Origin of the sequence: Pseudomonas alkylphenolica, assembly GCF_016009175.1 — a bacterium.
Classification (GTDB): Bacteria; Pseudomonadota; Gammaproteobacteria; order Pseudomonadales; family Pseudomonadaceae; genus Aquipseudomonas; species Aquipseudomonas alkylphenolica_B.
Map to the genome: position 1 here is coordinate 1 of NZ_JADUCM010000027.1, position 26,977 is coordinate 26,977.

Annotated in this window: 30 protein-coding genes and 1 tRNA gene; 12 read left to right on the top strand and 19 right to left on the bottom strand. The window is 63.7% G+C overall.

The features are described 5' to 3' along the window. Positions 1-57 precede the first annotated feature (57 nt). Positions 58-1,938, top strand: a complete 1,881-nt coding sequence (locus I5S59_RS19850; protein WP_197878145.1) for a TonB-dependent receptor domain-containing protein — start codon at positions 58-60, stop codon at positions 1,936-1,938. On the opposite strand, the gene I5S59_RS19855 is transcribed toward I5S59_RS19850, so the two are convergent. From I5S59_RS19855 to nrdR, 12 genes are all read right to left on the bottom strand, one after another. After that, positions 1,916-2,725: a cobalamin-binding protein gene (locus I5S59_RS19855; RefSeq protein WP_197878146.1), complete on the bottom strand. Its 810-nt coding sequence runs from the start codon at positions 2,723-2,725 to the stop codon at positions 1,916-1,918. The genes I5S59_RS19850 and I5S59_RS19855 overlap by 23 nt on opposite strands. Then, positions 2,725-3,144 carry an MFS transporter gene (locus I5S59_RS19860; protein ID WP_197878147.1) on the bottom strand — a complete coding sequence of 140 codons (420 nt, stop codon included), beginning with the start codon at positions 3,142-3,144 and terminating at the stop codon, positions 2,725-2,727. Before I5S59_RS19860 ends, I5S59_RS19855 begins: the two co-directional genes overlap by 1 nt. Beyond that, a complete protein-coding gene (ribA, locus tag I5S59_RS19865) occupies positions 3,141-3,758 on the bottom strand; it encodes a GTP cyclohydrolase II (RefSeq protein WP_197878148.1) in 618 nt (205 codons plus the stop codon). The genes I5S59_RS19860 and ribA overlap by 4 nt, the downstream gene beginning before the upstream one ends. A 113-nt stretch (positions 3,759-3,871) precedes the next feature. After that, positions 3,872-4,627 carry a substrate-binding periplasmic protein gene (locus I5S59_RS19870; protein ID WP_197878149.1) on the bottom strand — a complete coding sequence of 252 codons (756 nt, stop codon included), beginning with the start codon at positions 4,625-4,627 and terminating at the stop codon, positions 3,872-3,874. A 14-nt stretch (positions 4,628-4,641) separates the two neighbouring features. After that, complete coding sequence (locus I5S59_RS19875) at positions 4,642-5,145, bottom strand: phosphatidylglycerophosphatase A (protein WP_128323140.1); 504 nt, start codon at positions 5,143-5,145, stop codon at positions 4,642-4,644. After that, positions 5,142-6,107, bottom strand: a complete 966-nt coding sequence (gene thiL / locus I5S59_RS19880) for a thiamine-phosphate kinase (protein WP_197878150.1) — start codon at positions 6,105-6,107, stop codon at positions 5,142-5,144. The genes I5S59_RS19875 and thiL overlap by 4 nt, the downstream gene beginning before the upstream one ends. A gap of 18 nt (positions 6,108-6,125) precedes the next feature. After that, positions 6,126-6,626 carry a transcription antitermination factor NusB gene (gene nusB, locus I5S59_RS19885; RefSeq protein WP_128323142.1) on the bottom strand — a complete coding sequence of 167 codons (501 nt, stop codon included), beginning with the start codon at positions 6,624-6,626 and terminating at the stop codon, positions 6,126-6,128. Continuing rightward, positions 6,623-7,099 carry a 6,7-dimethyl-8-ribityllumazine synthase gene (gene ribE / locus I5S59_RS19890; RefSeq protein WP_028944446.1) on the bottom strand — a complete coding sequence of 159 codons (477 nt, stop codon included), beginning with the start codon at positions 7,097-7,099 and terminating at the stop codon, positions 6,623-6,625. The genes nusB and ribE overlap by 4 nt, the downstream gene beginning before the upstream one ends. Before the next feature lie 89 nt (positions 7,100-7,188). After that, positions 7,189-8,280 carry a bifunctional 3,4-dihydroxy-2-butanone-4-phosphate synthase/GTP cyclohydrolase II gene (gene ribBA / locus I5S59_RS19895; RefSeq protein ID WP_128323143.1) on the bottom strand — a complete coding sequence of 364 codons (1,092 nt, stop codon included), beginning with the start codon at positions 8,278-8,280 and terminating at the stop codon, positions 7,189-7,191. A gap of 18 nt (positions 8,281-8,298) precedes the next feature. Next, complete coding sequence (locus I5S59_RS19900) at positions 8,299-8,964, bottom strand: riboflavin synthase (protein ID WP_128323144.1); 666 nt, start codon at positions 8,962-8,964, stop codon at positions 8,299-8,301. Positions 8,965-9,006: 42 nt separating this feature from the next. Further along, the gene (gene ribD, locus I5S59_RS19905; protein WP_197878151.1) at positions 9,007-10,137 is read right to left on the bottom strand and encodes a bifunctional diaminohydroxyphosphoribosylaminopyrimidine deaminase/5-amino-6-(5-phosphoribosylamino)uracil reductase RibD; all 1,131 of its coding nucleotides are present in this window, start codon (positions 10,135-10,137) and stop codon (positions 9,007-9,009) included. A gap of 2 nt (positions 10,138-10,139) precedes the next feature. Next, the gene (gene nrdR, locus I5S59_RS19910; protein ID WP_164897222.1) at positions 10,140-10,604 is read right to left on the bottom strand and encodes a transcriptional regulator NrdR; all 465 of its coding nucleotides are present in this window, start codon (positions 10,602-10,604) and stop codon (positions 10,140-10,142) included. Positions 10,605-10,711: 107 nt separating this feature from the next. Here nrdR and I5S59_RS19915 point away from each other — a divergent pair, with 107 nt between their 5' ends. From I5S59_RS19915 to trxA, 3 genes are read left to right on the top strand one after another with little or no spacing between them, the layout of a single operon-like run. Next, on the top strand, positions 10,712-11,158 hold the full coding sequence (locus tag I5S59_RS19915) for a hypothetical protein (RefSeq protein WP_197878152.1): 447 nt from the start codon (positions 10,712-10,714) through the stop codon (positions 11,156-11,158). Then, positions 11,158-11,817 carry a class I SAM-dependent methyltransferase gene (locus tag I5S59_RS19920; RefSeq protein WP_197878153.1) on the top strand — a complete coding sequence of 220 codons (660 nt, stop codon included), beginning with the start codon at positions 11,158-11,160 and terminating at the stop codon, positions 11,815-11,817. Before I5S59_RS19915 ends, I5S59_RS19920 begins: the two co-directional genes overlap by 1 nt. A gap of 31 nt (positions 11,818-11,848) precedes the next feature. Further along, positions 11,849-12,721: a thioredoxin gene (gene trxA, locus I5S59_RS19925; RefSeq protein WP_197878154.1), complete on the top strand. Its 873-nt coding sequence runs from the start codon at positions 11,849-11,851 to the stop codon at positions 12,719-12,721. Between the two features lie 64 nt (positions 12,722-12,785). On the opposite strand, the gene I5S59_RS19930 is transcribed toward trxA, so the two are convergent. After that, entirely contained in the window at positions 12,786-13,130 is a 345-nt protein-coding gene (locus I5S59_RS19930; protein ID WP_197878155.1) for a hypothetical protein, read from the bottom strand. Positions 13,131-13,262: 132 nt separating this feature from the next. Between I5S59_RS19930 and I5S59_RS19935 the strand changes: the two genes are divergently transcribed. The 5 genes from I5S59_RS19935 (at position 13,263) to I5S59_RS19955 (ending at position 17,174) form a co-directional block, all read left to right on the top strand. Continuing rightward, on the top strand, positions 13,263-13,835 hold the full coding sequence (locus tag I5S59_RS19935) for a DUF2796 domain-containing protein (protein WP_197878156.1): 573 nt from the start codon (positions 13,263-13,265) through the stop codon (positions 13,833-13,835). A gap of 46 nt (positions 13,836-13,881) precedes the next feature. Continuing rightward, on the top strand, positions 13,882-14,592 hold the full coding sequence (locus I5S59_RS19940; protein WP_197878157.1) for an ABC transporter ATP-binding protein: 711 nt from the start codon (positions 13,882-13,884) through the stop codon (positions 14,590-14,592). Further along, complete coding sequence (locus I5S59_RS19945; protein WP_197878158.1) at positions 14,592-15,857, top strand: ABC transporter permease; 1,266 nt, start codon at positions 14,592-14,594, stop codon at positions 15,855-15,857. The genes I5S59_RS19940 and I5S59_RS19945 overlap by 1 nt, the downstream gene beginning before the upstream one ends. 5 nt (positions 15,858-15,862) lie before the next feature. Continuing rightward, positions 15,863-16,381: a DUF3299 domain-containing protein gene (locus I5S59_RS19950; RefSeq protein WP_420066463.1), complete on the top strand. Its 519-nt coding sequence runs from the start codon at positions 15,863-15,865 to the stop codon at positions 16,379-16,381. Between the two features lie 109 nt (positions 16,382-16,490). Then, the gene (locus I5S59_RS19955) at positions 16,491-17,174 is read left to right on the top strand and encodes an OmpW/AlkL family protein (RefSeq protein ID WP_197878159.1); all 684 of its coding nucleotides are present in this window, start codon (positions 16,491-16,493) and stop codon (positions 17,172-17,174) included. A 48-nt stretch (positions 17,175-17,222) separates the two neighbouring features. Here I5S59_RS19955 and I5S59_RS19960 read toward each other — a convergent pair whose 3' ends face one another. Next, complete coding sequence (locus I5S59_RS19960; protein ID WP_197878160.1) at positions 17,223-18,158, bottom strand: NAD-dependent epimerase/dehydratase family protein; 936 nt, start codon at positions 18,156-18,158, stop codon at positions 17,223-17,225. Beyond that, entirely contained in the window at positions 18,151-19,035 is an 885-nt protein-coding gene (locus tag I5S59_RS19965; RefSeq protein WP_128323157.1) for a sugar nucleotide-binding protein, read from the bottom strand. The genes I5S59_RS19960 and I5S59_RS19965 overlap by 8 nt, the downstream gene beginning before the upstream one ends. A gap of 164 nt (positions 19,036-19,199) precedes the next feature. Here I5S59_RS19965 and I5S59_RS19970 point away from each other — a divergent pair, with 164 nt between their 5' ends. Next, positions 19,200-20,045 (top strand): alpha/beta hydrolase, encoded by an 846-nt coding sequence (locus I5S59_RS19970; protein ID WP_197878161.1) that lies wholly within the window; start codon positions 19,200-19,202, stop codon positions 20,043-20,045. Here the strand turns inward: I5S59_RS19970 and I5S59_RS19975 are convergent, their stop codons facing one another. Continuing rightward, complete coding sequence (locus tag I5S59_RS19975; protein ID WP_197878162.1) at positions 20,046-20,864, bottom strand: helix-turn-helix domain-containing protein; 819 nt, start codon at positions 20,862-20,864, stop codon at positions 20,046-20,048. 176 nt (positions 20,865-21,040) lie between these two features. Between I5S59_RS19975 and I5S59_RS19980 the strand changes: the two genes are divergently transcribed. Both I5S59_RS19980 and I5S59_RS19985 read left to right on the top strand, forming a co-directional pair. Further along, entirely contained in the window at positions 21,041-22,483 is a 1,443-nt protein-coding gene (locus tag I5S59_RS19980) for an alanine/glycine:cation symporter family protein (RefSeq protein WP_197878163.1), read from the top strand. A gap of 1 nt (position 22,484) precedes the next feature. Next, positions 22,485-23,477, top strand: a complete 993-nt coding sequence (locus I5S59_RS19985; protein ID WP_197878164.1) for an asparaginase — start codon at positions 22,485-22,487, stop codon at positions 23,475-23,477. A gap of 4 nt (positions 23,478-23,481) precedes the next feature. Here I5S59_RS19985 and I5S59_RS19990 read toward each other — a convergent pair. From I5S59_RS19990 to selA, 3 genes are all read right to left on the bottom strand, one after another. Then, positions 23,482-23,577, bottom strand: a tRNA-Sec gene (locus I5S59_RS19990). Positions 23,578-23,583: 6 nt separating this feature from the next. Further along, positions 23,584-25,503, bottom strand: a complete 1,920-nt coding sequence (gene selB / locus I5S59_RS19995; protein ID WP_197878165.1) for a selenocysteine-specific translation elongation factor — start codon at positions 25,501-25,503, stop codon at positions 23,584-23,586. Continuing rightward, positions 25,500-26,930, bottom strand: coding sequence for an L-seryl-tRNA(Sec) selenium transferase (gene selA, locus I5S59_RS20000; protein ID WP_197878166.1), 1,431 nt, complete (start codon positions 26,928-26,930; stop codon positions 25,500-25,502). The genes selB and selA overlap by 4 nt, the downstream gene beginning before the upstream one ends. Positions 26,931-26,977: the final 47 nt, after the last annotated feature.

Sequence of the window (26,977 nt, forward strand, 5' to 3'; positions counted from 1 at the left end):
CCCGCTCCCACAGGATTTTGTGGGAGCGGGCTTGCCCGCGATAGCAATGGAACAACCATGAAGCTCTATCGCCTGACCCCGCTCCTGCTCTGCCTGCCCGCCACCCTGCTGGCCGACCCCATCGACCGCGACAGCGCCCTGAAGCTGCCCGACACCCTGATCAGCGCCAACCGCCAGGTTGAGGACCGCACGCAGACCAGCGCCGCCAACACGGTGTTCACTCGTGATGATATCGACCGCCTGCAGCCGTCCAGCGTTACTGACCTGCTGACCCGGGTTCCCGGTGTTCAAGTCGCCCCCACCGGCGGGCGCGGCAGTGTCCCGGGCATCTACATCCGTGGCAGCAAGACCGCCCAGAGCCTGGTACTGGTGGACGGCGTGCGCATCGCCAATGCCACCTCTGGCGACAGTGGCCTGCAATTTCTCAATGTCGATCAGATCGAGCGGGTCGAGGTATTGCGCGGCTCACGCTCTGCGGTTTACGGCAGCGATGCGATTGGCGGGGTGATCCAGATCTTCACCCGCCGCAGTGCACAACAAGGCCTGCAACCACGCCTGCGCCTGGCGGCCGGGAGCAATCAGACCTGGCAGCGCAGCCTGGGCCTGTCCGGTGGCGACCAGAACACCCGCTTCAACCTCGGGGCCAGCCTCGATGAAAGCCAGGGCATCGACTGGAGCCACACCTCGTACCCCAGCGACGGCGACCATGACGCCTACCGCAACAAGTCGGTCAACCTGAGCCTTAGCCACAGCTTCACTGACAACGTCGAAGCCGGCCTCAACCTGCTCGACAGCCGCGGCCGCAGCGAATACGACAATCCGTATGGCCGCTTCGACCTCGACACCTTCCAGAGCTTTGCCCAGGCGCCGTACACCGACTACACCGTCAGTAGCCTGGGCACCTACGTCGGTGCCCAGTTCAGCGAACTGTGGTACTCGCGCCTGGAGCTGGGCCACAGCGAAAACCGCGACAAAAAGCGCGACAAGCTCAGCGACGACGCCAGTGAGTTCAATACCTATCGCGATTCCGTCAGCTGGCAGAACGACCTGACCCTCGACGACCAGAACAGCCTGATGCTTGGCGGCGACTGGTACCAGGACCGTGTCCATGGCAGCACCGACTTTGACGAAGACAGCCGCTGGAACCGCGCCGCCTTCATCCAGCACCGTTTCAAGGGTGAAAGCTTTTCCACCGAACTGGGCCTGCGCCGCGACCAGAACCAGCAGTTCGGCGGACAAAACAGCTGGAGCGGCAGCCTCACCCTGCCGGTCAACCCGAACAACGACCTGCTGCTCTCCTATACCGAAGGCTTTCGGGCCCCGACGTTCAACGACCTGTATTACCCGCAGTACAGCAACCCGAACCTCAAGCCCGAGCACTCGAAAAGCTACGAACTGCAGTGGCGCAGCCAGTTAAGCGAAACCAGCCGCCTCGAAACCTCGCTTTATCGCACCGACCTGCGTGATGCCATCATCTTTGGCGCCGATTCGATTCCGGCCAACGTTGCCTCCGCGCGTATCAACGGCTTCGAAACCGCCCTGCACCAGCAATGGTTCGGCTGGCAAAGCAACCTGGGCATAGCCATGATCGACCCACGCGACCGCGACAGCGGCCATACCCTGGCCCGTCGCGCCCGCCGCACCCTGAGCCTGGACCTGGACCGGCAGTTCGATCAGTTGGGCCTGGGCGCCAGCTGGCAGGCCGTGAGCAGCAGCTATGATGACGAGGCCAATCGCAACAAACTGGGCGGTTATGGCCTGTTGGGCCTGCGCGGGAGCTGGACGCTGAACCCGGAAATCAAGCTCGACCTCAAGCTCGACAACCTGTTCGACAAGGGCTATTCACGGGCTTTGTACAGTTATGAAGGCGCCAGCTACGGCTATCGCGAAGAAGGCCGCACCTGGTTGCTCGGCGTCACCTGGACGCCGGCACTTTAGCCTCAATCACCTGGCACAGACGCGCCGTCGCCTCGATCATCTGCCCACTGGGCCGCTCCAGGCCCTTGTCCGGCACCAGCAGCAAGCGCCCATGGCGCACAGCATCGACCTGCGGCCAGGCGTTCCAGGCATCGAGCTGGGCCTGGTCGCCGGCCAGAATCACTTGGGGATCGCGCAACAGCACCGTCTCCAGGTTCACCTGCGGTGCCGGCACCTTGAGCTCGGCGAACACATTGCGGGCGCCGCAAACGGCCAGGGCATCGCTGACAATCTGGCCGCCTCCCACGGTGTACAAGGGTTTGTCCCAGACCTGATAAAACACCCGGATCGGCTGATCACGATGGTACTGCGCACGTAACACCTGCAACCGCTCACGCAGTTGCTGCGCCCGCACCCGCCCTTGCTGCGGGCGCCCGATTTGCGCACCGATAGCTTCAATCTGATCGATCAGTTCATCGATGCCATGCGGTTCGGCACTGTAAGTAGGAATGCGCAGGCGCTTGAGCTGGTCACGCTGGGCCGGCGGCACGCTGCCCGGCCAAAGCAGCAGCAAATCCGGTTTGAGGCTGAGCAGGCGCTCCATATCGATCTGGCCGTAGCGCCCGATCGAAGGCACATCGGCCAATGCAGGCGGGCGCTCACCGCCGTCGAGCATGCCCACCAGTACATCAGCGGCCTGCAACTCGACAACGATTTCGGACAGTGAAGGCGCGAGGCTGACCACCCGCGTCGCGGCCGCAAGCGGTGCCGCCACGGCCAGCAGGATCAGCAGCACAATGCCGCGCATCAGCCCAGCTGACGCGGGATACGGTAGAGGTACATCAACACCAGGGTGGAAATGGCCAGCAGGATCTGCGGTACCGCTTCCAGGCCGACAAACACCGACAGCGCAGACACCCAAGCCGGCAGGCAGGCAAACAGCATGCCCACACGCCGGACCCGCGCCAGTTCGATCCAGGCTGCGGGCTCGGCGTCAGTGTTCAAGGCTTGCTGGGTGGCGATCAGTGCGTGCTTGTAGGCACCGAAGCGCGGCAGGCTGAGAAACATCGAGGCCACGCCGGCGATAAACACCGGCATGGCCAGAATCGGGATCAGCGACTGCACATCACCGAACGCCCAGGCGAACACCAGCAATGGCGCCAGCGCCACCGCCAGGTACTGCCACCAGGCCAGCTCCAGACGCCGACGCACCTCGGCGCGGGTCACGCCCGACCGGCCTCGCTCTGGTGCTCGTTGCCCATCATGTGGCCGAGCTTGCCGGCTTTGGTCGCCAGGTAGTGTTTGTTGTGCGGGTTGTGGCCGGTGTGCAGCGGCACACGCTCGGCTACCGGAATCCCCATGCCGGTCAAGGCTTTGACCTTGCGCGGGTTGTTGGTCATCAGTCGCAGCGACTTGACCCCCAGGTGCTCGAGCATCGGCTGGCACATGCCGTAGTCACGCTGGTCGGCGGCAAAGCCCAGGCGCTCGTTGGCCTCGACGGTGTCGGCGCCGCCATCTTGCAGCTCGTAAGCGCGAATCTTGTTCAGCAAGCCGATACCACGGCCTTCCTGACGCAGGTACAACAGCACGCCACGGCCTTCGCGGGCGATGGCCTGCAACGCCGCTTCAAGTTGCGAGCCGCAGTCGCAACGCTGGCTGAACAAGGCATCGCCGGTCAGGCACTCGGAATGCAGGCGCCCCAACACCGGTTGCCCATCGGCTACATCACCCAGGCTGAGCACAACGTGCTCGCGGCCTGTGGCTTCGTCGAGAAAACCATGCATGGTGAACGTTGCAAACGGGGTAGGCAGCTTGGAAGCGGCAACAAAGACGACGGGCACTTTGTGCTCCTGATCTGAAAGCTTGAAGAATAAAGTGAACCGATTGTATCAGTATGTGGACGCGCTGCTTAGGCCGAATGTTTGTTCAAACCCATCGTACAGTACGATTGGTCCTACTCCAGGTGCTTGGCCTTGTCGAAGGGGTAGGGTTGCGACCAGTGCTTGAAGATCTCGCGCAACTCGCCACTGGCGACCAGTTTGTCCATGCGCTGATCGAACAATGCCTGCAGCGCCCGGCCTCTTTCGGTCTTGCCAAACGCCAGGTACATGGGCAATTCGGCGATATGCGTGCTGCGAAACTTGCTGCGCTCGCTTTCCGGTGCCTGGCCCATCACGTAGTCGACTTCGGTTTGCGCGTCGATGTAGTAGTCCACGCGTCCCCGCTCGAGCATGGGCAAAATCCCTTCGCGGCGCTGCACTTCACGGTACTCGCCGACATGCGGCAGGTAGCGCTGGTAGTCGTAGCCCCGCACCCAGGACAGCTTGAACTGTCCCAGGGTTTGCTGAGTAGGCACAGGTTTGCTGGCCAGGCTCAGGGCGTAGATGTGGTCGGTGTCGAAGTTCCAGCGCGGGTAGAGGTTGTCGGCGCTTTCCTCATGGTAGGAACCCACCCAGGCATCGGCTTCGTTGCGCTTGACCAGGCCGATGGCGCGGCTGTACGGCACGCTCAGCACCACCACCTTGACCCCGGCAGGCTCGAATACCTTGCGCAGCAAGTCCCAGGCAATGCCGGTGCCGTCGGCGTTGGTGTAATCCTCCCAACGCTCGCTGGCCAGTCGTACCTGCGCGGGCACTTCAATTGTCTCGCTGGCGTGAACGCCGCCGACAACCATCGCCAACATCAACAGGACCACTCGCCATCCGCGCATCGTACGACTCCCTTTTAAGTGAAGCTCCATACCAGAACTTGCATACCCAACCAAGCGAAGACGCCCGCCAGCACATCGTCAAGCATGATGCCGACACCGCCGTGCACATGGCGGTCGACCCAGCGGATCGGCCAGGGCTTGAGGATGTCAAAAAACCGGAACATCAAAAAGCCCGCCAACAACCATTGCCAGCCTTCCGGGACCAACCACAGGGTGATCCACATACCGACCATTTCATCCCAGACAATGCCTTCATGGTCGTGAACGCGCAAGTCATCGGCCACTTTTCCGCACAGCCAGAAGCCGAACAGCATGGTCACGCCGAGCATCAGCCAGTAGCCCCAGTCGGGCAGCATCTGCCACAACGGGATGAACGGCAATGCTACCAGCGAACCCCAGGTCCCCGGGGCCTTGGGCAAGGTCCCGGAGCCGAAGCCAAAGGCGAGGAAATGCCACGGATTGCGCCAGACCGACGGCGGAACGTTTTCCGCAGGCACCTGATTGGGGTGATCGGTCACGGTTGCTCCCTAAAATGTTGATAGCCCCGGGTTGCCGGGGTGATGTCCAGTCCCTGGCCATCGACCAGGCTGACACCGGCTCCAGTGGTTGCACACCCCACGACATGGATCGGCCACCCGGCCGCCAGCAGCGGAGCAAGTTCGGTTTCGGGCAAGGTGAACGCCAGCACATAGTCATCCCCGCCGGTCAGCGCCGCCTGTTGCGCGCCTTCACGGCCGAACAGCGCTTGCAGGGCCGCAGACAGCGGCAAGCGTTCCAGCTCTACCTGCAAAGCGACGCCGGAGGCCTTGGCAATGTGGCCGCAATCGGCCAGCAGGCCATCGGAGATGTCCAGTGCCGACGTTGCCTTGCCACGCAGTGCCTGGCCCAGCGCCAACTGCGGTTGCGGCGACCAGTAATGGGCCAGCAACGGCTCGGCCACCTGGGCCTCTGCCTGGCGCTCGGCCAATACCAGTGGCAATGCCCCGGCAGCGTTGCCCAGATCGCCGCCAACACACAGCAGGTCGCCGACACGGGCACCACTGCGGGTCAGCGCCTGGCCGCCCGGCACGCGGCCGAACACGGTCATGGTCAGGCTCAAGGGCCCACGGGTGGTATCGCCGCCGATCAGGCTCAGCCCGCAGGCCTGGGCCATCTGGTTCAGGCCACCGGCATAGGCCTGCAGCCAGTCGGCACGCACCGCAGGCAGGGTCAGGGCAAGGGTAAAGCCGATGGGCGTGGCGCCCATGGCAGCCAGGTCACTGGCGGCAACGGCCAGCGAACGCTGACCGAGCAGAAAAGGGTCGCAGACAGCCGGGAAATGCACCCCGGCCACCAGCGTGTCGGTGGAGATCGCCAACTGTTCACCTGGCGGCAGGCTGAGCAAGGCGCAATCGTCACCAATGCCCAGCGCAACCGCTTCGCCGCCTTGCGCACAGGGCGCAGCGGCGAAGTAGTGGCGAATCAGCTCGAACTCACCCATTGGCAATCAGCGCCGCACTCAGCGCTTGAACGCCTTTACTTCGGCTTCACGCAGCCGTGGAGCCAGCTTGTCGAGCACGCCGTTGACGAACTTGTGGCCGTCGGTGGCACCGAAGACCTTGGCCAGCTCGACGCCTTCGTTGATCACGACGCGGTACGGTACGTCCGCACGCATCATGAACTCCCAGGTGGACAGGCGCAAAACCGCCAGTTCAACCGGGTCGAGTTCTTCAAGGGCCAGGTCCAGGCACGGCTTCAGTGCTTCGTCGATTTCGACTTTCTTCGTTGGAACCCCGTGAAGGATTTCGCGGAAGTAGGCACCGTCGACATCGGTGAAATCGTTATCGACCCGGAACTGCGCTTCGATCTCGTTCAGCGACTGCCGAGCCATGTGCCATTGATACAGGGCCTGGGTCGCGAGCTGACGGGCTTCGCGACGCTTGGCGCTTTTCGATGGTTTGCCAGCATCCGCAGGTTTTGGATCGCGCGGGTTGAAACGATCGTGCTCGTCGCTAATCACTTGGCCTCCAACTGCGCCAGCAGGCTGACCATTTCCAGGGCGGACAGTGCAGCTTCAGCGCCCTTATTGCCGGCCTTGGTGCCGGAACGCTCAATGGCCTGTTCGATCGAATCGACAGTCAGGACACCGAAAGCAACCGGTACGCCGAACTCCATGGACACCTGGGCCAGGCCCTTGGTGCACTCGCCCGCTACGTATTCAAAGTGCGGGGTACCGCCACGGATCACGGCGCCCAGGGCGATGATCGCGGCGTATTCGCTTTGCTGGGCGACTTTCTGTGCCACCAGCGGGATTTCGAAGGCACCCGGGGCACGGATGATGGTGATGTCGCTTTCGCTCACACCGTGGCGTACCAGGGCGTCAACGGCACCGCTCACCAGGCTTTCGACGACGAAGCTGTTGAAGCGGCCAACCACCAAAGCATAGCGACCTTTGGGGGCGATGAAGGTACCTTCGATGGTCTTCAGGGTCATTCCGGAGTTCTCATTCTAAAGAGCCAGGCCGCAAATCAGCGGCCTGTGGAGGGTTTGGACACGAATGGCAGCGCGACGAAGCGCCTGCTTTATTCGGAGGGCACGTATTCTACAACTTCCAGATCGAATCCGGATATCGCATTGAACTTCATTGGCGAACTCATCAGGCGCATTTTACGTACGCCCAGGTCGCGCAGGATCTGCGAACCGGCACCGACGGTGCTGTAGGTGGTCGGGGTTTTCGCTGGCGCGGCATCGGCACTTTCGCGGATATGCGCAAGCAGCACGTCGCCTTCCAGCGGATGGCCGAGCAGCAACACCACACCGCTGCCCGCCTCGGCAACCGCGGTCATGGCGGCGCGCAGGCTCCAGCGGCCCGGTTGCTTGACCATCAGCAGGTCACGCAACGGGTCCATGTTGTGCACCCGCACCAGGGTCGGTTCTTCGGCGCAGATGTGGCCCAGGGTCAGTGCCATGTGCACGTCGCCTTCCACCGAATCACGGTAGGTCACCAGGTTAAAACTGCCCAGTTCGCTGTCCAGCGGCTGCTCGGAAATCCGCTGAATGGTACGTTCGTGGATCATCCGGTAGTGGATCAGGTCGGCAATGGTGCCGATCTTGATGTTGTGCTCGGCAGCGAAGGCTTCGAGTTCCGGGCGACGCGACATGGTGCCGTCGTCGTTCATCACTTCGCAGATCACGCCGCTAGGCTCGAACCCGGCCATGCGCGCCAGGTCACAGGCCGCCTCGGTGTGGCCGGCACGCGCCAGGGTACCGCCAGGCTGCGCCATCAGCGGGAAGATGTGCCCGGGGCTGACGATATCGTCGGCCTTGGCATCTTTGGCCGCGGCCGCTTGCACGGTGCGCGCACGGTCAGCGGCAGAGATGCCGGTGGTCACGCCTTCGGCGGCTTCGATCGACACGGTGAACTTGGTGCCGAAACCCGAGCCGTTGCGCGGTGCCATCAATGGCAGCTTGAGCGTTTCGCAACGCTCGCGCGACATTGGCATGCAGATCAGGCCACGGGCATGCTTGGCCATGAAGTTGATGTGTTCGGCCTTGCAGCACTCGGCGGCCATGATCAGGTCGCCTTCGTTCTCGCGGTCTTCGTCATCCATGAGGATGACCATTTTGCCCTGGCGGATGTCTTCAACCAGTTCTTCGATGCTGTTGAGCGCCACGCGGCACCCCCTTTCAAATCAGGATTTCAGGTAGCCGTTGGCGGCCAGGAAACTTTCGGTAATGCCGCTGCCGTTGCTTGGCTCGGCGGCTTTGTCACCCAGCAGCAGGCGCTCCAGGTAACGGGCCAGCAGGTCGACCTCAAGGTTGACCCGACGACCTGGACGGTAGTCGGCCATGATGGTTTCGGCCAGGGTATGCGGAACGATGGTCAGCTCGAATTCGGCGCCATCTACAACGTTGACGGTCAGGCTGGTGCCGTCGACGGTGATCGAGCCCTTGTGGGCAATGTACTTGGCCAGCTCTTTGGGTGCACGGATGCGGAACTGGATGGCGCGGGCGTTATCGCTGCGCGACACCACTTCACCGACACCGTCGACATGACCGCTGACCAGGTGACCGCCCAGGCGGGTGGTCGGCGTCAGGGCCTTCTCCAGGTTCACCCGGCTGCCACTCTTGAGGTCGTTGAAGGCCGTGCAGTCCAGGGTTTCGCGGCTGACGTCGGCCCAGAAGCCATCGCCAGGCAGCTCGACCGCCGTCAGGCAGACGCCATTGACGGCGATGCTGTCGCCCAGTTTGACGTCGGCCAGGTCGAGCTTGCCGGTTTCGACATACACCCGCACGTCGCCGCCTTTGGGTGTCAGGGAGCGGATGCTGCCTATGGATTCGATAATGCCGGTGAACATGAGTCCTCCTCGAGAACAGGGCTGCGCGTGGCTAGCCTGGAATTATACGCCGGGCGCCGGCACAGGAACCGCAGTGACTCGCCAGTCATCGCCTACTGCGCGCATTTCAGTGATTTTCAGGGGCACGGCTTCGCTCATGTGGTTCAACGGCCAGTCCAGTAACGGACGGGCGCTGGACCCCAGGAACTTGCCGGCGACAAAGATCTGGTACTCGTCGATCAGGCCAAGCTGGGCAAAGGCGCCGACCAGGCGTGCACCCGCCTCCAGCAGTACCTCGCTGGTGCCACGGGCGGCCAGCTCGCGCATCAGGACGGGCAAGTCGACCTGCCCCCCTTCGCCCGGCAGGCTCAGCAGCTCATGGCCAGCGTCGGCATAACGTGGGTCAACGGCGGCGGCCGTGACCACCAGCGCTGGGCCGGCCTTGAAGAACGGCGCGTCCAGCGGCAGGCGCAGACGTCCGTCGATCAGCACGCGCAGGGGCGGTCGCGCCAGCGCCAGGGCCGTGGTTTGCGGGTCAAGGCCAAGCTCGTCGCCGCGCACGGTCATCCGTGCGTTATCAGCCAGCACGCTTTCAGCACTGCTCAGCACCACGCTGGAGCGGGCGCGCAGACGCTGTACGGCAGCGCGCGCGGACGGGCCGGTGATCCACTGACTTTCACCGTTGGCCATGGCCGTACGACCGTCCAGGCTCATCGCCAGCTTGGCCCGAACGAACGGCAGCCCGCATTCCATACGCTTGAGAAAGCCCGGGTTAAGCGCTCGTGCTTCGGCTTCCAGCACGCCGCTGCTGACCTCGATACCAACATCGGCCAGGCGCTTGAGGCCTTGGCCTGCAACTTGCGGATTAGGGTCCTGCATGGCGGCAACGACGCGTGCCACGCCCGCCTTGACCAGCGCCTCGGCACAGGGCGGCGTACGCCCGTGGTGGCTGCATGGCTCAAGGGTTACGTAGGCGCAGGCGCCACGGGCCAGCTCGCCAGCCTGGCGCAAGGCATGCACTTCGGCATGCGGCTCACCCGCACGCACATGCCAGCCTTCGCCGACAATCTGGCCGTCGCGGACGATCACGCAGCCAACCCGTGGATTAGGGTGCGTCGAATACAGGCCCTTGCGGGCCAGTTCCAGGGCCCGGGCCATGTAGTGGGCGTCGAGTACCGCGCGTTCGCTGGACATACTTACTCTTTAGCCGGCTCGCGAGCCAGGCGGTCGATTTCTTCGCGGAACTCATCCAGGTCCTGGAAGCGCCGGTACACCGAGGCGAAGCGGATATACGCCACTTCATCGAGCTTCTGCAGCTCGGCCATGACCAGTTCACCGACAACCAGCGACTTGACCTCGCGCTCGCCGGTGGCCCGCAGCTTGTGCTTGATATGCGCCAGCGCCGCTTCCAGGCGCTCGACGCTGACCGGGCGTTTTTCCAGGGCGCGCTGCATACCGGCACGCAGTTTTTCTTCGTCGAACGGTTGGCGGCTGCCGTCTTGCTTGATCAGGCGCGGCAACACCAGTTCGGCCGTTTCGAACGTAGTGAAGCGCTCACCGCAGGCGACGCATTCGCGCCGACGGCGCACTTGCTCGCCCTCGGCAACCAGTCGAGAGTCGATGACCTTGGTGTCGTTGGCACCGCAGAAGGGACAGTGCATGGTGGCAGGCAACAAAAAAAGGGAGGGCCATGGTAGCGCATCCCACTGGCAAGACAAGCCAAAGGGGTTACCATCCACTGAGGAAAAATGCCGCGAAGGAATTCCCCATGCCATTTAGAGCGCTCGTTGTGCTCGGTTTTGCTGCCTTGCTGGCGGCCTGCAGCAGCGACAAACCCCAGACCGAACTTGCCCCGAAAGCGCCGGTGGCAAGCACTACCGCCAAAGAACTCGGGCCGTTGCCGGCCTATCAGCGCGAACTGAGTGGCACTTTGCTCAATGTGCCATCCGGTGCCGAGGTCGAACTGGCCCTGCTGGTGATCGATGACCGCGGTCGGCCACAAGACCTGTTGGCCAGCAGCACCCTTAGCGGCAACGGCCTGGACCTGCCGTTCAAGTTGCGCTTCAACCCCGAGGCGTTTCCGGCGGGGGCCCGCGTCGAGTTGCGCGGTCGCGCCAGCAAATCTGGCCAGTTGATCCTGCATCTGCCGCCGCTGCGCATCGCCCAGGCTCAGACCCAGGCCACCGGCCCGCTGCGTTTCGAACAGGCACCGTGATGGCGCCGGCTCCATTGCAGCAGGCCCTGGGCCAATTGCTGGGCGATGCCCGCCTGGTCATCAGCGACCTGCCCGAGTGCGCGCTCAAGCTGTGGCTCATCGACGCCGAGAACATGGACCGCGAATTCAGCTCCGAAGAAACCCGGCGCATCCTCCACGAGCCGCCGTACTGGAGCTTTTGCTGGGCCAGCGGACTGGCCATGGCCCGCTACCTGGACGAGCACCGCCACTGGGTAGCGGGCAAGCGCGTGCTGGACTTCGGCGCCGGCTCCGGGATTGCCGGAATTGCCGCCGCCCGTGCCGGTGCCCTCGAGGTGGTCGCATGCGACCTCGATCCCCTGGCCCTGCAGGCCTGTCAGGCCAACGCCGAACTCAATGGCGTGACGCTGAGCTATTCCAGTGACTTCTTTCAGGAAGCCGACCGTTTCGACCTGATTCTGGTGGCCGACGTATTGTATGACCGGGCCAACCTGCCGCTGCTGGATGCGTTTCTCAGCCGCGGTCAGCAGGCCTTGGTTGCCGACTCACGGGTACGCGACTTCAGCCACCCGCTGTATCAGCCCCTCGGCGTGCTGGAAGCCCTGACCCTGCCGGATCTGGCCGAACCCCACGAATTCCGCCGGGTCAGCCTGTACCACGCTAGCCGCCAGCCTTTATAGTGATGTCATTCACGGATTTTCGAGAGTCGCGATGAGCCAAGACACGCCTTATGTTTTCGATACCAGCGCCGCCGATTTCGATCAGCTGGTCATCGCCAACTCCCATCACAAACCGGTACTGGTGGATTTCTGGGCCGAGTGGTGTGCCCCCTGCAAGGCGCTGATGCCGCTGCTCGCGCAAATCACCGAGAGCTACCAGGGCGAGCTGTTGCTGGCCAAGGTCAACTGCGACATCGAGCAGGACATCGTCGCCCGCTTCGGCATTCGCAGCCTGCCGACCGTGGTGCTGTTCAAGGATGGTCAACCGGTTGACGGCTTTGCCGGCGCCCAGCCCGAGTCGGCCATTCGTGCCCTGCTCGAACCGCATGTGCAAATGCCGCCACCGGCCGCTGCCGACCCGCTGGAGCTGGCCCAGGGCCTGTTTGCCGAAGGTCGTTTCAGCGAAGCCGAAGCCACGCTGCAAGCCTTGCTGACCGAAGACAACAGCAATGCCGGCGCGTTGATCCTGTATGCACGTTGCCTGGCTGAACGCGGTGAGCTGGGTGAAGCCCAGACCGTGCTCGATGCGGTCAAGAGCGACGAGCACAAGGCCGCCCTGGCCGGTGCCAAGGCCCAGCTGACCTTCCTGCGCCAGGCCGCGAACCTGCCTGACGCCGCAGACCTCAAGGCACGCCTGGCACAAAACGGTGAGGACGATGAGGCTGCCTACCAGCTGTGCATCCAGCAACTGGCTCGCCAGCAATACGAGCCTGCGCTTGATGGTCTGCTGAAACTGTTCACGCGCAATCGCGGCTATGAAGGCGGCTTGCCGCACAAGACGCTGCTGCAGGTGTTCGAGCTGCTGGGCAATGATCATCCGCTGGTGGGGACCTACCGGCGCAAGCTGTTTGCCGCGCTGTACTGAACAGCATCGCTGGCAAGCCAGCGCCTACCAGTCCGTGTAGGAGCCGGCTTGCTGGCGATAAGCCTCAACCCACCCAGTGATACACCGGCGCATCCGCCCCGCTTTCTACCTTCACCTCGGCGCTATGGCGCAAGCGCACCAGCAGCCGCTTGCCTGCTGTGGTATTGCCCGCCAACCCTTCCAGGTGCTCAAGCAGTTCCGGCCCGTTGAGCTGCCCGGCGTTACGCAACACTTCGCGCGCAGCCTGCCATAACGCATCATCCGGCCGCGCCGGGGCTGCAGCGGGCGATGTCACTGGCGGTGCAGGCACGGCAGTCGTCAACTGACCGCCCAGTTGCGCCCATTCCGCCGGTTCCAGCTCCAGGGTCAGGTCTACCGGCCAGTCACCGATGTGTCCGCGAATTCGCATGGGTATGTCCTTGTGCGCCATCAATGGTCACATGCTCCCACGCCAACGACTCATCGCCAAGCACACTGGCGCACGGCAAACAAGTTGTTATAACATAACCAAATCTATCCAGCGCCCTCGCGGAGTTCTTCCATGCGTCGTCTGTTGCTTGCCTTGCCGTTTGCCGTGTTGCCCCTGGCCGTCGCTCATGCCCATGACGACCATGATCATGACCACGCCCATGGCAGCCTTGCTGCCCACGAGCACGGCGCCGCCCGCCTCAGTGTGGTACTCGACAACGCCACCCTGGAGCTTGAGCTGGACAGCCCGGCGATGAACCTGGTCGGGTTCGAGCACGCTGCCACCAGCGCTACCGACAAGGCCAAGGTCGCCGCCGTACGCGTCCAGCTGGAAAAACCCCTGACGCTGTTCGGCCTTAACAATGCGGCCAACTGCAGCGAAACGGACCAGGAACTGGAAAGCCCGCTGTTCGGCGACAAACCGGCTGTCGATGACGACGGCGACGCACATGAGGGCCATGAACACAGTGATATCCACGCCCACTACCAGCTGACCTGTGCCAACCCCGATGCACTAAAGCGTCTCGACCTGAGCCCGCTGTTCAAGGCCTTCCCTGCCACTCGCAAAATTCAGGTACAACTGATCGGTCCGAACGGCCAGCAGGGTGTTGAAGCCACGCCAGCCAACGCTACGATCAACTTCTGACAGCCCTTTTGCAGCGAAGCGCCCGAGGTAACCCGGGCGTTCATCTATGAGCCAGGCACTGATTGAACTGACCGACCTGGGCTTTGCCTGGCCGGGCCAAGCCCCCTTGCTGGACATTCCCGCCTTGCGCCTGGAAGCCGGTGAATCCCTCTTTCTCAAAGGCCCCAGTGGCAGTGGCAAGACCACCCTGCTCGGCCTGCTGGGCGGCGTGCAAAAACCTGACCGCGGCAGCATCCGCCTGCTCGGCCAGGACTTGAGTGAATTGAAGCTGGCCGCCCGTGACCGCTTCCGGGTCGACCACACCGGCTACATTTTCCAGCAGTTCAACCTGCTGCCTTTCCTGTCGGTACGCGAGAACGTCGAACTGCCCTGCCGCTTCTCGCGCAGCCGGGCCGCCCGCGCCACGCAGCGTCATGGCAGCGTTGACCAGGCCGCCAGCCTGCTGCTGGCGCATCTGGGACTGAGCGACCCGCTGCTGCTCGCCCGCCGTGCCGACAGCCTGTCGATCGGCCAGCAGCAACGCGTGGCCGCTGCGCGCGCGCTGATCGGCCAACCCGAACTGGTGATCGCCGACGAGCCGACCTCGGCACTGGACGCCGACACGCGCGAAGCCTTCATTCGCCTGCTGTTTGCCGAATGCCAGGCCGCCGGCTCCAGCCTGTTGTTCGTCAGCCACGACCAAAGCCTGGCACCACTATTTGATCGTCATCTGTCGCTGGCCGAGCTTAATCGCGCGACCAGCCCCCGGGAGGCTTGATGTACCTGCTTCGTCTGGCCTTGGCGAGCCTCGCCAACCGTCGCTTCACCGCCTTTCTTACTGCCTTCGCCATCGCCCTGTCGGTATGCCTGCTGCTGGCGGTCGAGCGCGTGCGCACCGAAGCCCGCGCCAGCTTCGCCAGCACCATCAGCGGCACCGACCTGATTGTCGGCGCGCGCTCCGGCTCGGTGAACCTGTTGCTGTACTCGGTGTTTCGCATCGGCAACGCCACCAACAATATCCGCTGGGACAGCTACGAGCACTTCGCCAACGACAAGCGCGTGAAATGGGCCATCCCCATCTCGCTTGGCGACTCGCACCGTGGCTATCGTGTGATGGGCACGACCCCGGCCTATTTCGAGCATTACCAGTACGCACGCAAACAGAACCTGGAACTGGCCCAGGGCCGGGCCTTCGCCAACGATCCGTTCGAAGTGGTGCTGGGGGCCGAAGTCGCCGAGGCGCTGCATTACAAACTCGGTGACAAGCTGGTGCTGGCCCACGGCGTTGCGGCCATCAGCCTGGTCAAGCACGACGACAAGCCGTTCACCGTCGTCGGGGTACTGGCGCGCACCGGCACGCCGGTCGACCGCACCCTGCACATCAGCCTGGGCGGCATGGAGGCCATCCACATTGACTGGCACAACGGTGTACCGGCCCGTGGTGCCGGGCGCATCAGCGCCGAGCAGGCGCGCAGCATGGACCTTCAGCCAGCAGCCATCACCGCCTTCATGCTCGGCCTGAACAACAAGATCGCCACCTTCAGCCTGCAGCGCGAAATCAACGACTACCGCAACGAACCGCTGCTGGCGATCCTGCCGGGGGTCGCCCTGCAAGAGCTCTGGAGCCTGATGGGAACGGCCGAGCAGGCCTTGTTCGTGGTGTCGCTGTTCGTGGTGCTGACCGGCTTGATCGGCATGCTCACCGCGATCCTTACCAGCCTGAACGAGCGGCGCCGGGAGATGGCGATCCTGCGATCCGTTGGCGCCCGTCCGTGGCACATCGCCGGGCTGCTGATACTCGAAGCACTGGCGCTGGCCGTGGCCGGCATCGTCGCCGGGCTTGGCTTGTTGTACGCCGGCATCGCCCTGGCCCAAGGTTATGTGCAAGCCAACTACGGGCTGTTCCTGCCGCTGGCGTGGCCCAGCGCACATGAGTGGAGCCTGCTGGCGATCATTCTTGGCGCCGCCCTGCTGATGGGCAGCGTGCCCGCCTGGCGAGCTTATCGACAGTCCTTGGCCGACGGCCTGTCCATTCACTTGTGAGAACCATGATGCCGCACCTGTTGCTGTCGATTGTGTTGCTGCTGACCACCCCGGTGTGGGCTGACGGGCCACGCACCCTGGAATGGCCACAATTGATCCCCGCCGGTGCGCCGGTCATTGCGCCGCAGATGGCGCCCCTGCACGACCTGTCGCAACTGAGCGACGCGCTGGCCGCCGAAGCCGCCCCGGCGGCCCGTCAGCAGGCGCCCGATGCACCGGTGGTCAAGGCCCTCGACGGTCAGCAGGTCAGGCTACCGGGCTACATCGTGCCGCTTGAGGTCAGTGAAGAAGGCCGCACCACAGAGTTTCTCCTGGTGCCCTATTACGGCGCCTGCATCCACGTGCCGCCACCCCCGTCAAACCAGATCGTGCACATCGTCAGCGAGATGGGCGTGCGCGTCGAAGACCTGTACCAGCCCTACTGGATCGAAGGCCGGATGCAGGTAAAAAACACCAGCAGTGAACTGGCCGATGCCGGGTACCAGATGGAGGCAGAAAAAATCTACGCTTACGAGCTGGAATGAACCGCACAGAATCAAGGCGTTGAGGTTTTCTTGAGCTGGGTCAAATTTGCCAATCCGGCGATTACTTACCATGGAGGCACTTAATTCTAAACGTCCTTTGGGAGCTTCCATGAACAAGTCCTTGCTCAGCGCCTCGCTCATAACCCTGGCGCTCGCAGCCCCTGTTGCTCACGCCCACCAGGCGGGTGACTTCATTCTGCGTGCAGGCGCAATCACTACCGCTCCCAATGAAAACAGTGGTGATATCAAGCTCGACGGCACCAAGGTATCGGGCACCAAAGCGACGCTGGACAGCGACACCCAGCTGGGCCTGGCGTTTGCCTACATGCTGACCGACCACATCGGTCTGGAGCTGCTGGCCGCCACCCCGTTCCAGCACACCGTTGGCGTAAAAGGCCTGGGCGCTGGCCTGGACGGCAAGCTGGGCGACATCAAACAACTGCCACCGACCCTGTCGCTGCAGTACTACCCGATGGAGCCAAGCTCGAAGTTCCAGCCGTACGCCGGTATCGGTCTGAACTACACCATGTTCTTTGACGAAGACCTGAGCAGCAACCGCAAGGCCCAGGGCTTCAGCGACCTGAAGCTCAAGGACTCGGTCGGCCTGGCCGGCCAGCTGGGCATGGACTACATGATCGACGAGCACTTCATGGTCAACGCCGCCGTCTGGTACGTCGACATCGACACCAAGGCCACCATGGATGGCCCTACCGCCCTGGGCGTAGGCAAGACCAAGGTCGACGTCGATGTCGATCCGTGGGTCTACATGGTCGGTGTGGGTTACAAGTTCTAAGGCTGCAGGCCCTGGAACGAAAAAGCGGCGATTTGATCGCCGCTTTTTTTATGCCTGCTTACCGAGCAATCGCGCAAGACCAACCGCCAGCGGAGTGGGTTCGGGAAAGCGAAAGCGCGCCAGCAAACGCTGGTTGTTGGCGCGCGAGTGGCGGATGTCACCGGAGCGCGCCGGCCCGTGGGTAATGGCCGGCAAAGCGCCCACCACCGACTTCAGGGCATCCAGCAACTGGTTCAGCGACGTGGCCTGGTTCAAGCCGATGTTCACTGCACCTTCTTCGACCGCGTCCATCTCCAGCGCCTGAACCATCACATTGACCAGGTCGGCCACATAGAGAAAGTCGCGGGTCTGCTCGCCGTCGCCGAACAGGGCGATCGGCTGACCACTCAAGGCCCGCTCGCAAAAAATGCTGATCACCCCGGAATACGGCGAGGACGGGTCCTGGCGTGGTCCGAAGATATTGAAAAAACGGAATACCACTGGCTCCAGGCCATGCTGGCGACGATAGAAATCCAGGTACTGCTCGCTGGCCAGCTTGTCCACTGCGTAGGGCGTCAACGGCGCCTTGGGCGTGTCTTCATCGATTGACTGGCCTTCGCCGTTGTTGCCGTATACCGCTGCGCTGGAAGCGAACACGATGCGCTTGATGCCATTGAGGCGCATGGCCTCGCAGACATTCAGCGTGCCAATGAAGTTGCTCTGGTGGGTCTTCACCGGGTTTTCCACAGACGCCTGCACCGACGCCACGGCGGCCAGGTGCACCACCGCCTGGCAACCGGCAGCCGCGCGCAGGACCAGCTCGGCGTCGGCCACATCGCCTTCGATCAGCTCGAGCCTGGCGTTGTCCATTTGCAGGTTTTCCGGCTTGCCGGTCGACAGATCATCAAGGATCCGCACGGCATAACCTTTTGCCAGCAACGCATCGCTCAGGTGGGAACCGATGAAGCCAGCGCCACCGGTGATCAGAATGGGGGCTTCAGCCATGACGGTAGAATCGATCCAGTAGAGGTGGCAAACCCGAGCGCCAGGCGCGGGGTTTGATACCGAAAGTATGAAGAATTTTCTTGCAGGCCAGTACTGCATGCTGCGGCTCTTCACTCGCATCCGGGCGTGCGGCATGGGCCTGCGCGGTCGGTGCGGTAACGGCCAGCTTGTGCAGCTGCGCAGCCTCGGAAAGGATAGCCTGCCCCAGCGCCAGTGGCGTGGTGGCTTCGTTACCTGCGTAGTGATAGGTGCCCCACAGCGGTGCTGCGCAGTCGAGCTGCTTGAGCACCGACAGAATCACCCGCGCGGCATCGTCTACCGGCGTCGGGTTGCCCCGGCGGTCATCGGCCAGGAGCAATTCCTGCGGTTGCTCGGCACGGGTCAGGAAGCGACCGAGCACGCCATCGATGCTTTCATCCAGCAGCCAGCCAAAGCGCAGCAACACATGCTGCGGGCAGGTCGCCCGCACGCTCTGTTCGATGCGCCACAGCGCCTGGCCACGCAAGCCCAGTGGCACCGGCTCGTCTTTCTCGCTGTAGGCCGTGGCGCGCGAACCATCAAACACCCGGTAGCTCGATGGCTGAACCAGAATGATGTTGTGGTGCTGGCACAGCTCGGCCAACCGCTCTACCGACCGTTCCTGCAGGGCCAGGCGTTTTTCGCTGACGGACTCTGCCTGAAACCAGTCGAAATAGTAGGCAAGGTTCACCAGCGCGTCCGGGCGGGTATCGTCCAGCAACTGGGTGAGGCTGGCCGGGTCCCAGCCGTTCTCTGGCGGGCGCGGTGCCAGAAAGCCGATATCTTCCTCGGCCCCGAGGCGAATCAGCGCTTGCCCAAGGGCATTTCCACCACCCAACAGCATCAGGCGCATTCGCATAGAGTCAGCAGGTCCGGTCAGATTGATTGAGAGCAAGGGCACATTTTGCGTTTTCCGGCTTGGGAAGTCCAACCTGCGGCGGGCTAAAGCCTTATCTATGCTGATTGGCAAACGACCTATAATGCGCCGGGTACACGTATTCTCGGCTTCTCAAGGCGGCGTCCATGGAACTTGAAGCGACCTCCCCCCAGCGCTCTACCTGGCAATACGATGAGCCCAGCCCCGGCACAGAGCGGTTCGTGACCGAAGCGTTCCACGGTTACCGGCAACAGGCGCGGCTGCTGGTCCCCGACGAGGAGCGTGCCCCACCGCTGTTCGTAGTGGGCGGTGCGCAATCGGATTTCACCCGCCTCAACCCCCTGCTCTACCGCCTGCAGGCTTCGGGGATCGGCTCGCTGACCGCCAACCTCTCAGGCCACAGCCTTGCCAGTGAACCCGGTGCCGTAGCACCCTCGCTCGCCACCAACCGCGAAGAAGCCCTGCGCTTTCACCGCCACATTGCACAACGCTGCCAGACCATCATCGGGCATAGCCTGGGCGCGTCCATTGCACTGAAACTGGCGGCGCAGCAACCGGCTGTGGACAAGTTGATCCTGATCTGCCCCGCCGTCTACCCGGATGACGCCCATGACGCACCGTTCGGCCCCGCGTTCAAGGCCGCCATCAGCAAACCCTATGGCTTTCTGGACTGCGACAGTTTCGAGTTCCTGCGCACCTTTGCGGGCCGCGTGCTGTTGGTGCTCGGCGAGTTCGACGGGCTGAACTCCAAGGTCTACGGCCAAGGCGAAGGCACCTCGGCCGGCACCTTGTGGCTGGCGGGCGCGCAGCGCTACAGCCCGATCCCCGAGGAAGTCACACGCGCCCTGCTCAAGTCGGTGCCGCCGCCGCACCTGGAGTGCCTGCTGCTCTCCAACTGCGACCACGGCATCGCCGCGCACCTGCGCGCAACCCCGGCTGTTGCCGATCAGGTGACGCAGACGGTGGTGGAGTTCATCCTTGGTGACGGGTGACTACTCGATCTCGAACAGCCCATTGCTGATCGGCCCGACACTCAGGCGCTCGCGCACATCATCGTCGATGCGCGGGTCGTCCGGCCTGTAGAGTTTCACCTGGCGGTAGGCGCTGATGCGGTTGATCTCGGTGCCCAGGTATTCCCAGACCACCCGGGTGCAGGCCGGGGTGCGCCGGTCACCACTGGATACGCCGGTTTTCAGGCCGTTCAGGCGGGTGATGCGGCTTTTGAAGCTGGGAATGAGGATGGTCTGGCTCATTTCGTTGACCGTCAGCGACTCGTAGTCGATGAGAAACAGGCGGTCCTGCAACTGGAACGCCGCGCCCAGATAGCGACAGCGAACCCAGTCCTCGGCCTGCACATCCGTGCTGCTGGAGCGCTCCTGACGTTCCTGGCGCTCGAACAGGAAGGTGCCGCGCTCCTCACGCAGGTGAACCAGCGACAACAGTATCGAGCCCGGTACCGACATGCAGTTTGAGTACTCGAAGTAGTAGCCGCAGTAACGCGAAAGGTTACCGCCCTGCTCGCGCAGCGGGCGCAGCAGTTCACTCAGCGGGTCACCCTGCTGGCTGGCAACCGTGGCTGGGTTGCGCGCTCCGATCAGCCTGGCGAACTGTTCTGGCGGCAAACCGAGTTCGTAATCCTCCACACCGAAGAAATCACCGATGCGCTTGAGGTTGAAGGCCGTGGGCTGGCTTTGCCCGCTCAGGTATTTGTTGAACTGCGCGCGATTGATCGACAGCTGCCGACAAACCTCTGAAATAGAGCGGTAGTGGCTGCAGGCGAGTTTCAGATTGGTGCCGAGGTATTCGCTCATGTGAGCTGTTCCAGGTGATGCGACAGATGCCATTTTAGCATCAAGTCGCATCAACTCAGAGCAAGGCGCGAAATTGTAACCATATTTAACTTGGCCAACCATGCGCCCCTGGGAATCGGCGCGTCGACGCCGGTTCTGCCGTCTTTCATGCAAAGAATAAGAATCGAGGTCACTCCATGCTCGAAGCGCTCAACGATTTCCTTTCGGGGAAACTCCTCATCGTGCTCATCGTCGGACTCGGCAGCTATTTCACCATTCGCTCCCGTTTCGTCCAGTTCCGCCACTTCGGCCACATGTTCGGTGTTTTCAAGGAATCGTTGCGCGGCCAGGCTGGCCAGCTGAGCTCGTTCCAGGCGCTGATGCTGAGCCTGGCCGGCCGCGTCGGCGCCGGTAACATCGCCGGTGTCGGCATCGCGGTAACCCTGGGCGGCCCGGGCGCGGTGTTCTGGATGTGGGTAACGGCGCTGGTGGGGATGTCCAGCAGCTTTTTTGAATGCACCCTGGCCCAGGTCTACAAACGTAGCGACGGTGATGGCCTGTACCGCGGTGGCCCGGCGTACTACATCCTGCATGGCCTGAAACTGAAGAAAATGGCGGTGGTGTTCTCGCTCCTGCTGCTGGTGACCTACGGCTTCGCCTTCAACGGCCTGCAGTCGTACACCGTGACCCACTCGCTGCAAAACGCCTTTGGTTTCGCCCCCGAGCACACCGGCATCGCCCTGGCCGTGCTGCTGGCGATCGTCTTCCTGGGCGGCATCAAGCGCATCGCCTCGGTGTCCGACCTGCTGGTGCCGGTCAAGACCCTGGCCTACATCGGCGTGACCCTGTACGTGATCGGCAGCCAGATCGAGCACGTGCCGGCGATGCTGGAAACCATCTTCAAAAGCGCCTTCGGCCTGGACCCGGCCTTCGGCGGCCTGCTCGGCAGCGCCATTGTCATGGGCGTGAAGCGCGGCGTGTTCGCCAACGAAGCGGGCCTTGGCAGCGCACCTAACGTGGCGGCAGTGGCCGCAGTGAAACACCCGGGTGCGCAAGGCGTGGTGCAAGCGTTCAGCGTGTTCCTCGACACCTTCGTGATCTGCACCTGCACGGCGCTGCTGATCCTGCTGTCGGGCTTCTACACCCCGGGCTTTGAAGGTGACGGCATCGTCCTGACGCAGAACTCCCTGGCGGCCGTGGTCGGCGACTGGGGTCGCCTGTTCGTCAGCGTGGCGCTGTCGCTGTTCGTCTTCACCTGCATCCTCTACAACTACTACCTGGGCGAAACCAGCCTGCAATTCCTCAGCCGCAACCGCCTGGTGCTGCTGGGCTACCGCGCCCTGGTGCTGGCGCTGATTGTCTGGGGTTCGGTGCAGAACCTGTCCACCGTGTTCGCCTTCGCCGACATCACCATGACCTGCCTGGCGTTCGTCAACCTGATCGCCCTGGCGTTGCTGTTCAAGGTCGGCCTGCGGGTCATGCGTGACTACGACGAGCAGCGCAAGGCCGGTATCCAGCAGCCGGTGTTCGACTCCGCACGCTTTGCCGACCTGGACCTGGACCGCGAGGCCTGGCCCGCCAACCCGGCGAACGCGGCGCAGGTCGAGGTGAACCTCGCTGCTGCACAGACGCAGAACTGAAATGCACGTCGTCAACAACCCGCTGATCCTCTACACCGGGGGCACCATCGGCATGCTGCAGACGCCGCAAGGCCTGGCGCCTGCCGGTGGATTCGAGGCACGGATGCGCGCCCACCTGCAGCAACGTGTAGACGCGCCGACGTTGAACTGGCGACTGCGCGAACTGACGCCCCTGCTCGACAGCGCCAACATGCAGCAAGCCAACTGGCTGGCCATGCGCGATGCCATCGTCGAGGCCGTAGAACGCGACGGCCATGACGCCGTGTTGCTGCTGCACGGCACCGACACCCTGGCCTACAGCGCGGCAGCCTTGTCGTTCCTGCTGCTCGGCTTGCAGGCGCCGGTGCTGCTCACCGGCTCCATGCTACCGGCCGGTGCTGCGGACAGCGATGCCTGGGACAACCTGTGTGGCGCCCTCAAGGTAATGGCCAGCGGTATCAAGAACGGCGTACAGCTGTACTTTCATGGCCAGTTGCTGCACGGCGCAAGAGCCTCGAAACTGCGCAGCGACGCCTTCGATGCCTTTGCCTGCTTGCCGCGCCAGCGGGAGGGGCAATCCGCTCCGTCCGTGCCCGCCTGCCTGGACTACCGCCAACCGCGCCAGACCGTGAACCTGGCCGTGCTGCCGGTGTTCCCGGGGCTGCAGGTCGGCCACCTGCGCGCCTTGCTGGGTAGCGGCGTGCACGGCGTGTTGCTGGAGTGCTATGGCAGCGGAACGGGGCCTTCCGATGACCAGGCGCTGCTGGATGCATTGCACGATGCCCGCGAGGGTGGCGTGCTGATCGCGGCCATCAGCCAGTGCCCGCAAGGTGCCGTGCACTTCGACACCTACGCCGCCGGCAGCCGCCTGCGCGATACCGGGCTGATCAGTGGCGGAGGCATGACCCGCGAAGCTGCGCTGGGCAAGATGTTTGCCTTGCTGGGGGCCGGACTGGATGTGCAAGCTGCCGAGTACTGGTTCGCGCTGGACCTGTGCGGTGAGCGCGTGCAGTAGAAAATGGCGGAAGGCAGCGGGAGTCGAACCTGCCCAGGAACGGCTGCCGTCCCCAACCGGGTTTGAAGCCCGGCCGCGCCACCGGGCGCGATTGCCTTCCTTGAAATCAATGCCCTGACGATTGTGCCAGGGCGTTATCGGCGCGGATTTGACGCCGGTCACCCAGGCGACGGGTCAGGCCGATACGATCGAAATACTCCAGCACCTGAATGCTGCGTTTGCGGCCAATGCCCAGCACATCGCGAAAAGCCGCCACCTGTACCACCGGGTCGTCACTGGCCAGCTGCAAGAGCATAGCTGCCATTTGTCGGATGGTGAGCTCAGGATAGAACAGATCGCGCACCACCTGGTGCACCTGCCCCATACGCGCCAGTTTGCGCAGCAGCAAGCGAACGTCCGCCTCCTCCTGCCCTGCCGACGTCGCCAGATCACGCACCCAGGGAGGATCGAATCGTCCCAGTTCAAGCAGTGGTTGCAGCTGCAGCCACAACGCGGCATCTGCGTCGCTCAGGCGCACCTGGTGTTCGGGCAGATGCAACCAGGGCCCGCTGCCGGCAATGGCACCGCTGGCAATCAGCTCATCCAGCAAGCTGACAAACGCTGGCCGCTCCAGCGCCAGGGCTGCAAAGCGACGCAAGCGGTCGCGGTCGGGGCCCAGTTGATCCGGTTCCTGCTCGTGAAAGTGCGCCAGCACTTGCAATACCGTTTGCTTAAGCGCTTGCCAGCGTACCGTGGTGAACAGCAATTGCCCCTGGCGCGTGGCGACCACCTGCACATCGGCCGGCAGTTGCCAGCTGCTGCGCAGGCGATTGAACTGGCGCTCCAGACGCTGCGGATCAAGACCGGTCTCATCGTTCGCCAGCAATGCCGGCAGCGCCTGTTCCAGGCTGTCGGCACGCGCCAGCCCCTGCAACTGTGCCAGACGCGCCTCGCTGCGACGCTGGCGCGCCGGGGCATAGGGATCGAGCACACGGCCGCCGCCGAGGGTCCGTTGCGCACTGTGATCGCGTAGCACCAGGCGGTCGCCATGCACCGCCTGCAGCGGCGCGTTGAGTTGCAACTGGGCAAACATGCGCCCACCCGCACGCAGCTGTTCACCCTCCAGCAACGCCACGCGCGCAGTCACGTCCTGCGTGCCCAAATGCACATGCACCGGGCTGAAGTGGGTGAAACTGCGGGTTTCACTGGCGAGCAGCTGCAGTTCGATATCCACCCGCTGGGTCGGCCCGTGTAGCCACTCGGCAAGCAACCAGTCACCGCGGTGAATCTGCGCCAGCTCCAGGCGTTCGGCGCTGATGTTCAGCGCTACACGTTGCCCGGCCCACGCCTCGGCTACGGCCTGGTTCTGGGCGTGCAGCCCCCGTACCCGCACCGGTTTGCCAGCTTTGCCAAGCACCAGCGTATCCCCCAGTTGCACCTGGCCATCGAGTGCCGTGCCGGTCACCACGATACCTGCCCCCGCCACGGCAAACGCGCGGTCGATGGCCAGGCGAAAACCGCCCCGCCGACTGCGCACGACACTCTGCCGCTGGGCTTCAAGCAAGGCCTGGCGCAAGGCATCGACTCCGTCACCGGTGATGCTGGACAGCGGAAACTGCGCCGCACCGGCATAAGGTCCGGCGGCGAGCAGATTGCTGACCTGGGCCTGGACCTCATGCACCCGACGCGGCTCTACTCGGTCACACTTGCTGATGGCCACCACGGCTTGCGGGATACCCAACAGCTGCACAATCGCCAGGTGCTCACGGGTCTGCGGCATCACCCCGTCATCGGCCGCCACCACTAGCACCACCACATCGATACCCTGCGCCCCGGCCAGCATGTTGTGGATAAAACGCTCATGCCCGGGTACGTCGATAAAACCGGTCAGTGGCGCCCCGGCTTCCAGGCTTGCGTAGCGATAGCCCAGGTCGATGGTCATGCCCCGCGCACGCTCTTCCTGGCGCTGATCGCCGGCCTGGCCCGTCAAGGCTTCAAGCAACGCGGTCTTGCCGTGGTCGATGTGCCCCGCCGTCCCGACAATCACCTCACGGGCTCCATCCGTTGCAACTGCGGCAGTTGCGCCAGCCAACCCGACTCGTCATCAAGCTGGCGAAGATCAAGCCACAGTGCGTCATCGTCGATGCGACCAAGCACCGGCACCGGCAATTCGCGCAAGGCCTCTTCCAGCAGGCGCAAGCTGCGCCCGCGCAAACGCCTGGACTGGTGCGGGCGCAGGCACAAGGCACCGCTGGGCAAGCGCGCCACGGGCTGGCTGCCACTGCCGATCATGCTCTGCGCAGGCACCGCGTCTACTTGCCAGCCGGTCCCCAGCACCTGCGCCAGTACCGGCGCCAGGCGCTCAGCCTGAGCCAGAATCTCCGCCTGGGGTCGGGTCAGCAAGCGCAAGCTGGGCAGGCGCTCGGCAAGCAGGTCAGGATTGCGGTACAGCCCCAGCACAGCCTCGAGGGCCGCCAGCGTCAGCTTGTCGACACGCAGTGCACGCTTGAGCGGGTTCTTCTTGATCTTCGCGATCAGTTCCTTGCGCCCGACAATGATCCCCGCCTGGGGCCCGCCGAGCAGTTTGTCGCCACTGAAGGTGACGATGTCGGCGCCATCGGCCAAGGCCTGGCGCACCGGGGGCGCGGCGGGCAGGCCCCAGCGCGTAAGGTCGAGCAAGCTGCCACTGCCGAGGTCTTCGAGCAGTGGCAACGCGTGGCGGTGCGCCAGTTGCGCAAGCTCCGCTGTTGCCACCTGGGTGGTGAAGCCCTGAATGCTGTAGTTGCTGCAGTGCACACGCATCACCAAGCCGCTGCGCGGCCCAATGGCCGCTTCGTAATCGCGCGCGTGGGTGCGATTGGTAGTGCCGACTTCATGCAGTTTGACCCCGGCCCGGGCCATGATGTCGGGAATGCGAAACGCACCGCCGATTTCGATCAGCTCGCCACGGGAGATGATGCCTTCTTTGCGCGATCCCAGGCTGTTGAGCGCCAGCAGCACTGCGGCGGCGTTGTTGTTGACCACCGTGACCGCTTCGGCGCCGGTCAGCTCGCGGATCAGCCCTTCGATCAGGTCATCGCGGTCGCCGCGCTTGCCGGTGGCCAGGTTGTATTCGAGGTTCAACGGGTAGCGCGCCGCCCGCTGTACCGCCTCGATGGCCTCTTCGGGCAGCAGCGCCCGGCCGAGGTTGGTGTGCAGTACTGTCCCCGTGAGGTTGAACACCCGCCGCACCTGGCTGCGGTGCTGGGCCGCAAGCCGTTCGCCAGCGCGGCCGGCGAGCACCGCCGGGGCCAGCTCTGCGGCGTCCAGCTGGCCCTGTCGGGCCGGTTCGCGCAGGTCGTCGAGCAACTGGCGCAAGGTGGCCAGCAACGCGTCACGGCCATAGCGCTCGATCAACGGCTGGCAGGCGGGGTGACGCAACAGGGTATCGATGGACGGTAAACGGGTCGGCAGCGTGGCGAGACTGGAGGGCATTAACGAGGTTACCTTCAACAGGGGGGACTTGCCCGGCGATGGCTACA

What these genes read in the sequence shown, in the direction of transcription:
- I5S59_RS19850 (WP_197878145.1), top strand. Translation starts at nt 58, where the DNA reads ATGAAGCTCTATCGCCTGACCCCGCTCCTGCTCTGCCTGCCCGCCACC.
- I5S59_RS19855 (WP_197878146.1), bottom strand. Translation starts at nt 2,725, where the DNA reads ATGCGCGGCATTGTGCTGCTGATCCTGCTGGCCGTGGCGGCACCGCTT.
- I5S59_RS19870 (WP_197878149.1), bottom strand. Translation starts at nt 4,627, where the DNA reads ATGCGCGGATGGCGAGTGGTCCTGTTGATGTTGGCGATGGTTGTCGGC.
- thiL (WP_197878150.1), bottom strand. Translation starts at nt 6,107, where the DNA reads ATGGGTGAGTTCGAGCTGATTCGCCACTACTTCGCCGCTGCGCCCTGT.
- ribE (WP_028944446.1), bottom strand. Translation starts at nt 7,099, where the DNA reads ATGACCCTGAAGACCATCGAAGGTACCTTCATCGCCCCCAAAGGTCGC.
- I5S59_RS19900 (WP_128323144.1), bottom strand. Translation starts at nt 8,964, where the DNA reads ATGTTCACCGGCATTATCGAATCCATAGGCAGCATCCGCTCCCTGACA.
- ribD (WP_197878151.1), bottom strand. Translation starts at nt 10,137, where the DNA reads ATGTCCAGCGAACGCGCGGTACTCGACGCCCACTACATGGCCCGGGCC.
- nrdR (WP_164897222.1), bottom strand. Translation starts at nt 10,604, where the DNA reads ATGCACTGTCCCTTCTGCGGTGCCAACGACACCAAGGTCATCGACTCT.
- I5S59_RS19915 (WP_197878152.1), top strand. Translation starts at nt 10,712, where the DNA reads ATGCCATTTAGAGCGCTCGTTGTGCTCGGTTTTGCTGCCTTGCTGGCG.
- I5S59_RS19920 (WP_197878153.1), top strand. Translation starts at nt 11,158, where the DNA reads ATGGCGCCGGCTCCATTGCAGCAGGCCCTGGGCCAATTGCTGGGCGAT.
- trxA (WP_197878154.1), top strand. Translation starts at nt 11,849, where the DNA reads ATGAGCCAAGACACGCCTTATGTTTTCGATACCAGCGCCGCCGATTTC.
- I5S59_RS19930 (WP_197878155.1), bottom strand. Translation starts at nt 13,130, where the DNA reads ATGCGAATTCGCGGACACATCGGTGACTGGCCGGTAGACCTGACCCTG.
- I5S59_RS19935 (WP_197878156.1), top strand. Translation starts at nt 13,263, where the DNA reads ATGCGTCGTCTGTTGCTTGCCTTGCCGTTTGCCGTGTTGCCCCTGGCC.
- I5S59_RS19940 (WP_197878157.1), top strand. Translation starts at nt 13,882, where the DNA reads ATGAGCCAGGCACTGATTGAACTGACCGACCTGGGCTTTGCCTGGCCG.
- I5S59_RS19945 (WP_197878158.1), top strand. Translation starts at nt 14,592, where the DNA reads ATGTACCTGCTTCGTCTGGCCTTGGCGAGCCTCGCCAACCGTCGCTTC.
- I5S59_RS19950 (WP_420066463.1), top strand. Translation starts at nt 15,863, where the DNA reads ATGATGCCGCACCTGTTGCTGTCGATTGTGTTGCTGCTGACCACCCCG.
- I5S59_RS19955 (WP_197878159.1), top strand. Translation starts at nt 16,491, where the DNA reads ATGAACAAGTCCTTGCTCAGCGCCTCGCTCATAACCCTGGCGCTCGCA.
- I5S59_RS19960 (WP_197878160.1), bottom strand. Translation starts at nt 18,158, where the DNA reads ATGGCTGAAGCCCCCATTCTGATCACCGGTGGCGCTGGCTTCATCGGT.
- I5S59_RS19965 (WP_128323157.1), bottom strand. Translation starts at nt 19,035, where the DNA reads ATGCGAATGCGCCTGATGCTGTTGGGTGGTGGAAATGCCCTTGGGCAA.
- I5S59_RS19970 (WP_197878161.1), top strand. Translation starts at nt 19,200, where the DNA reads ATGGAACTTGAAGCGACCTCCCCCCAGCGCTCTACCTGGCAATACGAT.
- I5S59_RS19975 (WP_197878162.1), bottom strand. Translation starts at nt 20,864, where the DNA reads ATGAGCGAATACCTCGGCACCAATCTGAAACTCGCCTGCAGCCACTAC.
- I5S59_RS19980 (WP_197878163.1), top strand. Translation starts at nt 21,041, where the DNA reads ATGCTCGAAGCGCTCAACGATTTCCTTTCGGGGAAACTCCTCATCGTG.
- I5S59_RS19985 (WP_197878164.1), top strand. Translation starts at nt 22,485, where the DNA reads ATGCACGTCGTCAACAACCCGCTGATCCTCTACACCGGGGGCACCATC.
- selA (WP_197878166.1), bottom strand. Translation starts at nt 26,930, where the DNA reads ATGCCCTCCAGTCTCGCCACGCTGCCGACCCGTTTACCGTCCATCGAT.